We start from the raw sequence: 13,263 nt of genomic DNA, 5'->3' as shown, positions 1-13,263 counted from the left end.
GGATGGGCGTCCCGCCCGTCGTTTTTGGACGGGCGGGACGCCCATCCCACAAACTTGTGGAAGTTATTTAATTCTCATTCCTTAGTGACTTGAAGTCCAAAACTCCACAACCACTTAAAGATTAACTGAACCCTATTAACTTATGGGGAGCAACCAGGAGGGATTGCCAGACAAAATGCGCTTGTGTAGAGGCTTTATATCAAATCCGTTAGCATCGTCCTGTATTCATCTCTCTGTTCTGGAGACTCTGCGTTAAGAGCGTACTCTGCGGTTTAATCATTCCAATGCAACCGTAATTGATATTACAGCCAGGACTTTTTGTTTCTTTTCTGTTTTTTTCATAAATATAAAGTCTGGCAACTTGGGATAAGTTTTGTATGGTATATAATTATTATTGGGTGCGTTTAACATTTTTTACGATGCCGATCGAGCTTTGAGGAACGATCGCCAATTCTCCCCGGTCGCTCTTGGAACGACAATGCTCAATTTCATCAGTTGACGATCGGCTGTTAATGGCTGTTCAAATTCTTGCGTTGTAAAATAGCGAGAGTTTTATTCAGTTTTTTGAGGATATATCTCACGGTCACACTACCACGTATAGCCTCACCCGGGCGTCAAATTCATCGATGACTATCCCAAGATAATGCCTGCATCTAGTTTAAGGCGTTGCAGGCGAGATTTGATTTTTTTCAGGTTTTGCGATCGGCAGCGTTACGGTAAATGTACTGCCGACGCCTTCTTCACTGATCAAAGTAATTTCGCCACCGTGCAAGTCCACGCATTTTTTAACAATGCTCAGCCCCAGTCCAGTACCGGGAATTCGACCGACATTTTTAGCCCGGTAAAATGAATCAAACAGCCGTCCTTGGTCTGCTACAGGTATGCCAATTCCTGTATCCTGTACAGAAAAGATAGCCTCAGTTTCAGTAACTTTTAATTCAAAGATTACTTCGGTATTTGGGGGAGAATACTTAATAGCATTTGACAGCAAATTGCCCAGAATGCGCCGGAGCAAGCTTACCTCCAAAGACACCATCGCTGATGGACTGTGATTCACAAAAATCAGCGTCACCGGATCGCTTGGAGGTTTCAACTTCAGGCTGCTCTGAAATTCCCCTACCAACTCATTACAAAACTTTGCTAAGTCTAGCGGTACCAAGCAAAACCCGGCTTGTCCTGACTCAACACGGCCCAGCAGCAGAACATCGTCTAATAACTGATCGATGCCTTTTGCGGCTGCTTGAGTTTTGTCTAGCAGTTCTTGTGTTTTCTCATCTGTTAATGTCAACTTGTACTTGGTAAGAAGTTGTGTAGTGCCGATGATGAAATTCAAAGGATTGCGAACGTCATGGGCAATCATGTATAGTAAAGATGTTTTCATCTCGTTGAGTTCTTGGGCTGTTTGCAGAGTGCGATCGAGTTGGTCGTGAGACAATTTGAGAGTTAAAGACAACTGGCGCGATCGCAGCAAAATCTCCACCCGCGCTTGCAATTCTATCTTCTCGATCGGAGCGATAATCAAATCGTCAATACTTTGCCAAATAAATTGCGTTGCCATCCCTACATCCGAGCGGGATGTAATCAAAAGAAAAGGCAAGCATACCGGGTGTTCTGCCTGTTTTTGGGCTGCCACCCATTGCCAGTGGCGTTTCAGGGCAAGACCGTCAATTATCGCCAGGTCAAAAGATTGATTAAATGGTAAAAATTCCTGACTATTTTCTGTTGAGTGTGGCAGCAATACCTCATAGTAAACTGCTAGCCATTCTAATAACAGGCGGCGATTTTCTTTCTGTTCGACAAGCAATAAAATTTGACTCACGCAACTTCTCCTAGCAAGCTGTGAACAATTCCCAGCAAATCTCTAACGATCAAAGGTTTTACTAACATATTCCGAGCACCGTGGCAGAGGCTTTCGTGCTGAATGGCAGCGCTTTGTTTGGGCGAGAGTATCAGAAAAGGGATTTGGTGATTTCGCAGTTTTTCGCAGCACTCCCAAATCCGGCGGTCGAAGCCAGAAATATCTACTAAAGCCATACCGATCTTAGCAGGCTGACTGATAGCTTGTGCAACATCTTCAAAGCTATAAGCCGCGATCATCTGGTATCCTTCTTTGTTGAAAAATTGTGCTAATAGTTCCAAGTTTCGATGATTGCGGTCTACGGCTAAAATTATTGAGTTTCCAGTCATTTATCAGCTTCCTCTGAATACGGGTTATACCATTTTAGATTTTAGATTTTAGATTTTAGATTTTAGAATGGGGAGTGACTCATTATATATGCATTGGGAGCTTGCCTAAAGTGGGATTCTTTTTTTATTTAGTATTAGCTTACGTTTCGGCGAGCTATTACATCGGTTTTCAGTTGAGTGAAGTACAGATGCTCGGACACAGGACACGGCCCCGTGCCTCTACTGTATTTCATAGAATTGAAAACTGGTATAAAAGTCTAAAAATACACAATTTTACCAATATATTTAAGTTGTCCAGGATTTAGGCTAGTGGTGAGGTGATCGGTGCGCGCACTACTGCTAGTGGTGAGGTGCGCGCACCGCGCACCCTACTGATTAGTAGATTCACGACTGCAAAATTAGCTGCAATTGCCCAAAAACAGCACGACACACCCGGATTCAATCTTCATCGGCTTGGGCCTCAATCCACACCGGCGCCGAACTCAAAATGCCGCGCAGCCCCCGTATCGGTTTGCTGACTTTGATGCCGTAGCGAGTAATCTCGAGTTCTCGCAGAGTTCTCTCGAAATTGCTGACTCGTTTTTTAATTACTCCGATCGCCTTGCGGATTTCTGTCCTATTATGCAATTGGCGTTCCAGATAACGTATAAACAGAAGATTATCCGCCAAATAGCTAATCCCGATCTCAGTCAGCCGAAAATCTCCGCTAATGGCTTCTACCTCATTAATCAAGATAACGGTGACTCCCATATTCTTTAGATACTTGCACAAAGCGTGCAAATTGTTCACCAAATCTTGCCCCTGCATCGAAAGCTGATAGCCAGAAATACTGTCAAGCATCACAATCCGGGTCTTTTCGTGCTCCACCTCGTGGCGTACCATACAGGCAAACTGATCCGGCGAGTACAGCAAAGGTTCCACAGGTATCACGGAAAGACTTCCTTGCCCAATCATCGCCCCAACCGGGATGTTAACTGATTCGCAGCGCTGCAGCAGAGTAGAAGTTGACTCCTCAAAAATGTAAACTACCGATCGCTCCCCCCTTCCTGCGGCTTCCTTCATAAACTGAATCCCCACCGTCGTTTTACCAACGCCGCTAGGCCCGCTAATCACCGTCACAGTCCCCCGTTCCAGTCCCCCGTGCAGTAGTTCGTCGATTTCTGGAACCCCAGAAGAAATTGCTTCCGCAACAAAATCCTGTTGAAAGTTGTCCGGCAGCAGTCGCGGAAATACATCCATACCAGCGTCAGTCAGGCGCAGCGAATGGCGGCCGCTGCGGAAATTAGAACCTCGCAGCTTGGTGACAGACAGGGTGCGTCCTTCAGGGCGCAGTTCCAAGTAAATTACTCCGTCGCTGATGAATTGCAAATCGTCATCGGGAGCACTTGATGTGCCTTCTGAGGTGAACACCACCGTCGCCCCCCCTTCCACCAAAAACCGCAGAAAAGACAAAACTTGCTTGCGAAACTGAAACTCATCCGCAGCTAAGTAGCGAAATTGAGTGATCGCGTCCAAAAACACCCGTTGTGGCTTGACAGCTTGGACTCGCTCGATAATCTTTTGTGTAGTCGGTTCTCGCTCGACCTCCGAGGGCGAGAAAATGTCATAAGTCTGAACTTCTGTAAAAAATTCTGAGGATGGGCTCAAATCGAGGAAGGCCATCGCTTCAATATCAAAACCGAGAGTTTCGGCATTGGCACGCAATTGCGCTTCCGGTTCTCCTAAAGTAATAAACAGGGGAGTTTCTCCCAGAGCCACACCTGCTGCCAAAAAGTGAAAGCCCAGTGTAGTCTTGCCAGTACCCGGGCCGCCGCGCACCAAATAAGAGCGTTGAGAAATTAGGCCGCCGCCAATCACTTCGTTGAGACCGGTAATTCCGAGAGAAAGTCGGTTTTGAGACATTTGTTTCTTCATGTTTTGAATATCGGGCCCGTATTAATATTTAATGGTTTTAGGCAGTGTTTTGATGATTTTTTTTACCGGGCGTCTGATAACCTTCATGAAATCTTTTTCTACCGAAAATTACGTTAGCACACAAGAATTAGAAAGTATTGTCGGCACTGCTGGCATCTGTCTGCAACAGTACACAGAGGTATTTTGGCAAGAACGAGTAGAAAAAGCAGTTGCCCCGGGCACGAAAATAGATTGTACCGTTTACCCCAATACTCAGGAAGAACTGGCGGCGGTGATTGAAGCGGCTCGGAACAATCGGTGGGGGGTCTTGCCGACGGGAAGCGGCAGCAAACTCGATTGGGGGGGTTTAGTTAAATTAGACCCCGATCCCCCCCAGCCCCCCTTAACAAGGGGGGAGCAAGATGTTGTCAAAGTCCCCCTTTTTAAGGGGGATTTAGGGGGATCTCCTGGGGCAGGAGGGATCCTGGCCGTGAGTACCGCGCGTCTGAACCGGCTTGTAGAACACGCTGTGGGCGATTTAACCGTGACGGCGGAAGCGGGAATGAAGTTTGCCGATTTGCAGCTTCTTTTAGCCGCAGCAGGTCAATTTTTGCCGATCGATCCGGCGTATCCGCAACAGGCAACTTTGGGCGGCATTGTCGCTACTGCTGATGCGGGTTCTTTGCGGCATCGCTATCGCGGGGTTCGCGATTTGCTGTTGGGAATGACCTTTGTGCGATCGGACGGTAAAATTGCGGTAGCCGGAGGTCGAGTTGTTAAAAATGTCGCCGGTTACGACTTGATGAAACTGTTTACTGGTGCTTACGGCACCTTGGGGGTCATAAGTCAAGTAACTTTCCGAGTTTATCCGCTGCCTGAATCATCGGGAACCGTAGTGCTGACAGGGGAAGTTAATGCTTTGTCCCAAACGGCTCAAATCTTATTATCCTCTGCTTTGACACCAAGTGCGATCGATTTGCTGTCGCCGCAGTTAGTCGCAAAATTAGGCTTAGGAAAGGGCACGGGATTAATCGTCAGATTTCAAAGTATCGCCCCAAGTGTTAAACAACAATCAGCTCGCTTACTGGAAGTTGGCGAAAAGTTGGGTTTGCAAGGCACTAGCTGCTGCGAGAATGATGAGCATCAGTTATGGCAAAGATTGCCAGAAACAATGTGGGATTCTGGCACAAAGTCGGCAATTATTTGCAAAATAGGAATCAGACCCTCGGAAGCGGTAACGGCAATTAACGAATTGCCGGTACAGGACGCTTTGATTCATGCAGGCAGCGGTTTGGGGGTTTTGCGGTTTGAGACTGCAACGGCGGACAGGTTGTTGCAGGTACGCAGAGGGTGCGAAGCTAAAGGCGGTTTTCTGACTGTTTTAGCAGCCCCGGCTGACATCAAGCAACAGCTAGATGTTTGGGGCTATAATGGAAGTGCGATCGATTTAATGCGCCGGATTAAACAGCAGTTTGACCCGGAAAATCTTTTGAGTCCCCATCGTTTTATAAGCGGTATTTAGTTTAAAGTTTGTTGTCAGGAGTTGGGTTTTTCTTTAATCCCGGTTTATTTCATTTGTTTTTTAATGAACCGCGAAGGCGCGAAGACCGCGAAGGAGGAGAAATGAAGAGAGGTGTTTGTTTGTTTGACGGATTTATACTGGCTTTCTAGCAACTTTGCCTGACGGTTAGGGCGTTCTTTGTTGCTGAAACATAAGGGTCTATTGCTTGTGAATTCTCTCCTGGATAACTAAGGCTTGATTCCTTTTTCTTTGTTCCTTCTTTCTGCTATATATGCAAACTTCAGAAAAATCTCAAGTTCCCAGCGACGATTTAAAACCTGCTAAAGAAAGCAATTTCCTAGCACAAAATCCCCACTTACAAACCCTGGAAATCCCGGGTTTCGACGCTAGCAATCCGCCGGATCCGAAATTAATCGATACTTGCGTACACTGCGGATTTTGCTTGTCAACTTGTCCGAGTTATCGCGTACTCGGTAAAGAAATGGATTCGCCTAGAGGTCGCATTTATTTAATGGATGCAATTAATCAAGGCGACGCACCTTTAAACGCAGCAACCTCGCAGCATTTCGATACTTGTTTGGGCTGTTTGGCTTGCGTTACAACTTGTCCGTCTGGAGTTCAATACGACAAATTAATTTCCGCAACTCGCCACCAAGTGGCCAGAAATCAGGATCGCACTTTTTCTGACAATGTAATTCGTACTCTGATTTTTAATCTCTTCCCTTATCCTCACAGATTGCGGCCTTTGCTTGTACCGCTGTTTATTTATCAAAAATTAGGACTGCCCAAACTTATTCGCAAAACAGGTTTGCTGAAAAAAGTATTTCCCCGCTTGGCGGCGATGGAATCAATTTTGCCGAAGGTAACAGTTGATTCTTTCCGGGATAATTTACCAGAGGTAATTCCGGCAATAGGTGAAAAACGCTATCGAGTCGGCGTGATTTTAGGCTGCGTGCAGCGGCTGTTATTTTCGCCAGTGAATGAGGCTACTGTGCGTGTTTTGACGGCTAACGGTTGCGAGGTTGTGGTTCCTAAAAGTCAGGGATGCTGTGCTGCTTTGCCGGAACACCAAGGCCAAGCCGAACAGGCGAAAGCTTTGGCGAGGCAAATGATTGATAGCTTTGAAAATACGGGTGTTGATTTTGTGATTATCAACGCTGCTGGGTGCGGTCATACTTTGAAAGAATACGGTCATATTTTAGCAGATGACCCGCAATATCGGGAGAAAGCTGAGAAATTTGCTGCTAATGTTAAGGACGTGCAAGAGTTTTTGGCAAGTGCGGGAATTACGGCCAAACTCAATCCTTTGATTGATGGAGATTTGACAATTGTTTATCAGGATGCTTGTCATTTGTTGCACGGGCAGAAGATTAGTGTGCAGCCGCGTCAGTTGCTGCAACAAATCCCTGGGGTGAAGTTAAAAGAACCGATTGATGCGGCTTTGTGCTGCGGGAGTGCGGGGGTTTACAATATGCTTCAGCCGGAGGTGGCTGATGAATTGGGAGTGCAAAAGGTGGAGAATTTGCTGAATACTGGCGCGGAGTTGATTGCTTCTTCTAATCCGGGTTGTTCTTTGCAAATTAAGAAGCATTTGGAGTTGCAGGGAAAGGATGTTACTTTAATGCACCCGATCGAGCTTTTGGATTATTCGATTCGCGGGGTGAAGTTGCTGAGGAAGTAGTTGTGTAGGGCGGGCGGTGTCTGCCCTATTTTTGATGCTGAGTGAGATTTTTTTTTATGAACCGCAGAGGGCGCAGAGGGCGCAGAGTTCGAGAAGAGAGAGACAAAAGAGAAAGAGGAATAGGCTTTTGTATTGAGAAGTCGTGAAGCGTAGCTATCCCGCTCTTAATCGCACTTCTGACTCTTCCTACAAGCTAAAATTAAATTCAACAGTCTTTCACGCCGGAGAACTGTTATGGTAAATAAAATCCCATCTCCTACTCAGCAAGAAGTTATTTACCCTGACAGCGACGGCAAACCAATAGCCAATAATACTGACCAATTTCGCTGGATTCTCGTCATAGAACAAAATTTAGAATGGATGTATGCTAATGACGAGAATGTATTCCTAGCGGGTGATTTGTTTTGGTATCCAATCGAGGGAAGACCGAATATTGTTAACGCGCCCGACGTGATGGTTGCGTTCGGCAGGCCGAAAGGGAGACGCGGTTCTTATACCATTTCTCCAAAATTATGCAGAGCGTATTCACTGCTGATAGAATGTAATCCCATCCGGTTATATAGCAATCCTAAATGAGTCGTAAATTTTTTACCCCACCCCAACCCTCCCCGAACTCGCGGGGAGGGAGTAAGAAATTCACAAATGATTTAGGATTGCTATATCCATGCTTTTTTAATAACTTTGCAACTAAGGGGAGACTAATGGTAAAACCTGCTGCTAGTAGTCCAGAAGCTATTTCTTTATGCGTCAAATTAGTCCATTTTATAAACTAATTCATTGGCTCTCCGGCTGTGTGATTTTTTCAAACTTCTAAAAAGGCTGCGTCAATGCTAATTTGAGTAGACAGAATACTTTTTTCTTCCCCCTCCTTTCTTTCTGATCCGGGAACTATTTAGTGTCTCTGAGTCCATTTTTTCTAAATCTTCCAATCCGTTGATGATGGTATTTCGACTGCATCCCAAAAGTTGCATTACATAGCTAATGCCACCCCATCCTAATTTTTGAGCTTCTCTAGCTGCATACCTTCTTTTATCCTTTTCTGATAAGGATTTATAAATTTTTTTCATTTCTGACTCAATTGAATTAGAATAAGACATGGATTTAAACGTAAATTAGAATATTTAAGTAGAAAAATCTGTTGTGAGTTAATATCTGTTTGGGTAAAAATTGTAATTTCACACTTTTTTCAGTATAACAGATAAGTCATCAACTTATTTATTTTTAATTTTCGGCATAATTTTACTTCCACTGAACAACTCAAGCAGAAAATTCTCGACTTTATTGCCTACTACAATCGCACGATGGCTAAACCTTTTGTTTGGAAGTTTGAAGGCTATCCAGAGGTAGTGTAGGCTGGTGGGTTACTTCTGCCGAGCTGGTCTAGGCTCCTTTGATTGAATAGGTACGGGGTCTGGCGCAGATGCGAACGGCCCAGGTGGTATTGCAGTTGGCAATAAAGCCAAGGGTATTGGCGGTGTTGGTGGTGTTTACGTTATTAGTGATGCTGTGGGTGTTGGTGCTGGCGATAGAATTTCTGCTAGTGCGGCCACATCTGTTTTTATGTGTGTTAGCTTATTACTTAGAATGGCATAGGTGTCAACGATTACTACCCGCCGTTGTTGTTCGAGGATGAGGAGTGGTTGAATGCTTCTGATTGGGGGTCGGTGGTTGTTCCGGTTAAGCCATCCACTTCGGCGAAACGGAAAGCTTCAACGAAACGTACTTCTGAAGGTTTTCCAGTTCACAGTTTTTTGACGTTAATAACAAATTTATCGACAATCGCTAAAAATCGAGTGTAGCCTAAATTGCGTCTGGTTTCAGTTAGTTTCGACAAGCTGACGATGCCGACTCCTTTAGACCAGAGAACTTTGGATTTACTGAAGGTTTTCTAAAATTGTAGTCATGTATTGGGCGAGGGCGTTAGCCCTATTGCCCGACTTATGGGGTTTTTACTTGGATGCTTAAGACCACAAGGGGGAAGTTCCGCTAGAAAAGTTGAGACTATTTCAACTTTGTGACCGTTTTCGGGAAAGCAACGCTTACGCATCACACCAGTCTGCAAAGCGATCTCGCTTGCTATTTAGCTACCCTTGAACAACGAAACTATACTTAAATCTTGCACCAGTTGAATAATCTCACATTCCATCTACCCTGCTTGACAACAGGGGTTAAAACCCAAAGTTAATTTCTGCCTTCTCTGACTGGGGTGAAACTTCCTAATTGGTGCATTGTCTTGCTTAGAGGCACCCAGCACATCCATGACTTTTCCATTCAAAGCACGTTTGAAGAGCCAGAAGAATTCACCAAAAATGGTGATGCCGTTAATTAACCAACATTGGTTGGTGCGGATCGTCCTGCGCTCCATTTCCTACTTCCGCAAAGACTTATGGCTGATCATCACGCTCTTGCTTTTGATCGGGGCATCGGTGCTTTTCAACCTTCTCAACGCCTGGCCGATGGCGATTCTAGTCGATACGGTTTTGTCACCAACTCCGAAATCCAACTGGATTCATACACTGTTTCTTGCCCCGTTCGGTGAAGGCAGGCTGAACCGAATTGTCGGAATGGCGTTCGTCGCGATGATTATCAGAATCCTGAGCGATACCGTCTTCATGCTGCGTAGGATGTTGAACTACCGCATCCAGTACAACGGAACCTTGCGGGTTCGCACGGAACTCTACGACAAAATGCAGGCGTTGAGTCTCGGCTGGCACGGGTCCCGATCGCAGGGTGACGCAATCTATCGGTTGAGCTACGACAGCCTCGGCCCCTGGGGGGTGATCGATACGCTGATTGGCTCCACTGCGGCATCGGTGACGCTGACGGCGATGATCTGGATCATGCTGTCGCGTCATGTCCTTCTTACCGTGTTTGCACTTTCGTTCACGCCGCTTCTAATACTGGCGAATTGGTACTTCGAGGGAAGGATTAGGAGTCGAGCCTTCGAGTCGAAGCAGACCGATGCGGTTATGACCTCAACCATGCAGCAAGCTATAGAGTTGATTGGACTAATCCAGTCCTTTGGTCGAGAAGCAACGGAGTCGCGGCGTTTCGGGCAAGCGGTCGATCGCAGCGTCAATGCCTCCATGCGGCTCAATTGGCAAGAGAACCTCTATCCGCTAGCGGTTCAGGTAGTCTTTGCTCTGGGAAGCGGGGTTATCTTCGGCTACGGCGGATACCTAGTCTATCGCGACCAGTTCTTGCGTCCGGTGCCGGACGGCGTGACTATCGGCGATCTGATCGTATTCATGGCCTACCTCAATCAGTTCTGGGACCCGATAGGTTGGGTGTTGGGGTTCACTACTAAGATCCAGACGTTTGTAGCTTCATGCGAGCGCGTTTTTACGGTGATCGACGAGCCGCCCGCCATAAAAGATGAGCCTGATGCGCGATCGCTTCCCGTCCATCCCCGCACACTAGCACTTGCCGACGTGAACTTCGAGTACAACTCTGGGCAACCCATCTTACGGAACCTCAGTGCTAGTATCGAGCCGGGTCAGATGGTGGCGTTTTTGGGTCCTAGCGGGACGGGAAAGAGCACGCTGCTCAATCTTTTGCCACGCTTCTATGACCCGACATCGGGCAGTGTCCTCCTCGACGGTGTTGACCTCCGCACCCTTAAGGTCGCCGACGTTCGCAAACACATGGCGCTCGTCTCGCAAGGCAGCCCACTCTTCCCCGGAACGATCGCAGAGAATATCGCCTACGGTTGCCCGGATGCTCTGTTCCACGATATTCGGGAGGCGGCGGTCGAATCCGGGGCTGCCGAGTTCATCGAAACCTTGCCGGAACAGTATGATACCTCGATCGCTGAGGGCGGTCAGAACCTCTCGGGCGGACAGCGACAGCGCCTAGCTATCGCGCGGGCGCTCGTCACTAACGCTCCCATTCTCATCCTCGACGAACCCACGAATGCGCTGGACTTGAAGCATGAGCAGTGGGTCATAGAGACTCTGCAACGTCTGCGGCGCAACAGAACCATTATCTTGGTCACGCACCGACTCACAACTGCCGTAGACTGCGATCGGATTTTTGTGATGCAGGAGGGCGAGATTGTTGAATCTGGCACCCATGCCGAACTCCTTACCCAGCAGGGGTTCTATTACCGAATGTTGGGCTACAACCCAGTAAGGTCAATAGGGCTTACTGATCAACCCTGCATAGAGTAGGAGTACGACATGGCGAACTTATCGAAAAATTGGGTTGAAAACCTCCCCCTTCTAGGGCAGGGCGGTTTCATTCTCGGGTTCGATCGCCAAAAGTAAAAGCGATCGCGCTATCTGATAAGATTTTCAACGATCGCTGAACAATAAATATATGTGCTGACTCTAATCCCCTTTCTGAAAAAAGTCAATGACCAACGAAAAAGCTCAGGAAAAAGACATCCCTTATGGCTGATATTACTATTGGTTCTTTTGGGACTAATGTTCGGTTATTTGGGATATACAAGACCTCTTGCGAAAGTGCGCTCGTTCTAGGTAGAATAAAAAAAAATTAGCTTAATAGGATGAATTACGAACAATTACAAAAGTTAAACCCCGCCGACTTTAAACGCTACTGTGGAGTACATCAAGAGACATTCTCATAGATTGTAAAAATAGTCCAAGCGGAAAAAATATTTAAAAAAAAATCAGGAAAACCAAGTAAATTGTGCAGAGAAAACCAAATTTAAATGACATTATCCTATTTGCGAGAATATCCTACTTTTTTGTATCTGGGAATTAAGTGGGTATTAATGAATCAAATTCTTATCGAATTGTAATTAGAACGGAGAAAATTTTAATAAAGTCAGGTTTTTTTAATCTACTTGGCAAAAAAAATCTGAATCGAAGTCAAAATTAGGAGATAGAAACGGTAGTAGTGGATGTGTCAGAACACGCAATAGAACGAAAAAAAATATTATAGTGGCAAGCAAAAATATCATACAATAAAATCGTAAGTTTTAGCCAACAAAAAAAGCGCTAAAATTATCTGTACAGCTTTTAGTGAGGGGAAAACCCATGATTTTAGTTTGTTCAAAAAAAGTAATATCATGATGAATCAAGAACTTGAACTTTTAGGTGAGAAAGGTTATCAAAGCATCAAAAAGATTCATAATAATAGTAGAACTCCCATCACAAAAACCAAGAATAAAGAACTGAGTCAAGCCGAAAAATTTTTAAAGGGGCCACTGGCTTTCATAGAGAATTATTATTGAAAATATACATCGAAGTTTAAATATATTTAGAATACTTTCATCAAGATATCGGAATCGAAGAAGGCGTTTCGGATTAAGATTTAATTGGATCGCTGGTATTTATAATTATGAACTTTATTTAAACAATACTCCGGACAGTTTTTAAGCAGCCAAAGTACCATAAGACAAGACTGAAGGAAGGTTAGGGTGATTTAAAATCAAATCCGGGTCTAAATCTAACTTATCAATAAAGGTACAAAGTAGATGCTTATTGAATTCCAGCCGTTTATAAGAGGCCATAGAAAATACAAACGACTTGGCAGATGAATGACAACTAGAGAGTTCATGTTTAGCTAAGTTTAAGGCAATTAGACTGGCATTAAAATGAAAATCAAGCCGTGGTAAATGACGAGCTTGACAATCAGACAATCCCGTAAATTGCTTGGCATCACGAAAAATAAATTCAATCTGGAAGCGAGCCTGATAATATTCAAGAATTTGCTCAGGTGGTAGGTGAATATCAGTGCTAAACAATAAAGCATTTTTGATTTTGCCGTTGGCTTGAACCTCAGAGATACAAACCAAACAAATTGGGCAATTCAAACAACAACGACCCACCTTCAATGTATATAATGAAACTCCCGGTTTTAGGTCTTTAACAAAATTAACGGGACTTAAACAAATTTTAAGCCCAAACAAAGCCTAAACTGGCTTTATAAGCGGAGAATACGTCCCAATTTTGGTTCAACCATTTCACAAACCTAAAAGATATGGCTGTCCGAAATGCTTCGAGTGCATAGCGTA

10 protein-coding genes and 1 pseudogene are annotated in these 13,263 nt (G+C 45.2%); 6 read left to right on the top strand and 5 right to left on the bottom strand.

What is annotated here, in order from left to right:
• Positions 1-658: 658 nt before the first annotated feature.
• From ACUVJL_RS07665 to ACUVJL_RS07655, 3 genes are all read right to left on the bottom strand, one after another.
• Complete coding sequence (locus tag ACUVJL_RS07665; RefSeq protein ID WP_445245306.1) at positions 659-1,819, bottom strand: hybrid sensor histidine kinase/response regulator; 1,161 nt, start codon at positions 1,817-1,819, stop codon at positions 659-661.
• Positions 1,816-2,187 carry a response regulator gene (locus ACUVJL_RS07660; RefSeq protein WP_445245305.1) on the bottom strand — a complete coding sequence of 124 codons (372 nt, stop codon included), beginning with the start codon at positions 2,185-2,187 and terminating at the stop codon, positions 1,816-1,818. Before ACUVJL_RS07660 ends, ACUVJL_RS07665 begins: the two co-directional genes overlap by 4 nt.
• Positions 2,188-2,625: 438 nt before the next feature.
• A complete protein-coding gene (locus ACUVJL_RS07655) occupies positions 2,626-4,089 on the bottom strand; it encodes an ATPase domain-containing protein (protein WP_445245304.1) in 1,464 nt (487 codons plus the stop codon).
• A gap of 97 nt (positions 4,090-4,186) precedes the next feature.
• Here ACUVJL_RS07655 and ACUVJL_RS07650 point away from each other — a divergent pair, with 97 nt between their 5' ends.
• The 3 genes and pseudogenes from ACUVJL_RS07650 to ACUVJL_RS07640 form a co-directional block, all read left to right on the top strand.
• Positions 4,187-5,602 (top strand): FAD-binding oxidoreductase, encoded by a 1,416-nt coding sequence (locus ACUVJL_RS07650; protein ID WP_445245303.1) that lies wholly within the window; start codon positions 4,187-4,189, stop codon positions 5,600-5,602.
• A 271-nt stretch (positions 5,603-5,873) separates the two neighbouring features.
• Positions 5,874-7,283 (top strand): (Fe-S)-binding protein, encoded by a 1,410-nt coding sequence (locus ACUVJL_RS07645; RefSeq protein WP_445245302.1) that lies wholly within the window; start codon positions 5,874-5,876, stop codon positions 7,281-7,283.
• A 234-nt stretch (positions 7,284-7,517) separates the two neighbouring features.
• Positions 7,518-7,778 (top strand): annotated as a pseudogene (locus ACUVJL_RS07640) (Uma2 family endonuclease); the annotation flags it as partial.
• 335 nt (positions 7,779-8,113) lie between these two features.
• Here the strand turns inward: ACUVJL_RS07640 and ACUVJL_RS07635 are convergent.
• Positions 8,114-8,380 carry a hypothetical protein gene (locus ACUVJL_RS07635; RefSeq protein ID WP_445245301.1) on the bottom strand — a complete coding sequence of 89 codons (267 nt, stop codon included), beginning with the start codon at positions 8,378-8,380 and terminating at the stop codon, positions 8,114-8,116.
• A 323-nt stretch (positions 8,381-8,703) separates the two neighbouring features.
• Here ACUVJL_RS07635 and ACUVJL_RS07630 point away from each other — a divergent pair, with 323 nt between their 5' ends.
• The 3 genes from ACUVJL_RS07630 (at position 8,704) to ACUVJL_RS07620 (ending at position 12,480) form a co-directional block, all read left to right on the top strand.
• Positions 8,704-8,916: a hypothetical protein gene (locus tag ACUVJL_RS07630; protein ID WP_445245300.1), complete on the top strand. Its 213-nt coding sequence runs from the start codon at positions 8,704-8,706 to the stop codon at positions 8,914-8,916.
• 625 nt (positions 8,917-9,541) lie between these two features.
• Positions 9,542-11,452 (top strand): ABC transporter ATP-binding protein, encoded by a 1,911-nt coding sequence (locus ACUVJL_RS07625; protein ID WP_445245299.1) that lies wholly within the window; start codon positions 9,542-9,544, stop codon positions 11,450-11,452.
• Between the two features lie 863 nt (positions 11,453-12,315).
• Positions 12,316-12,480: a hypothetical protein gene (locus ACUVJL_RS07620; RefSeq protein ID WP_445245298.1), complete on the top strand. Its 165-nt coding sequence runs from the start codon at positions 12,316-12,318 to the stop codon at positions 12,478-12,480.
• Between the two features lie 141 nt (positions 12,481-12,621).
• Here the strand turns inward: ACUVJL_RS07620 and ACUVJL_RS07615 are convergent, their stop codons facing one another.
• Positions 12,622-13,062 carry a transposase gene (locus ACUVJL_RS07615; RefSeq protein WP_445245297.1) on the bottom strand — a complete coding sequence of 147 codons (441 nt, stop codon included), beginning with the start codon at positions 13,060-13,062 and terminating at the stop codon, positions 12,622-12,624.
• Positions 13,063-13,263 lie beyond the last annotated feature (201 nt).

It is taken from the genome of Microcoleus sp. OTE_8_concoct_300 (genome assembly GCF_031383065.1).
Lineage (GTDB): Bacteria > Cyanobacteriota > Cyanobacteriia > Cyanobacteriales > Microcoleaceae > Microcoleus.
This window is presented reverse-complemented; position numbering and strand designations above follow the sequence as displayed.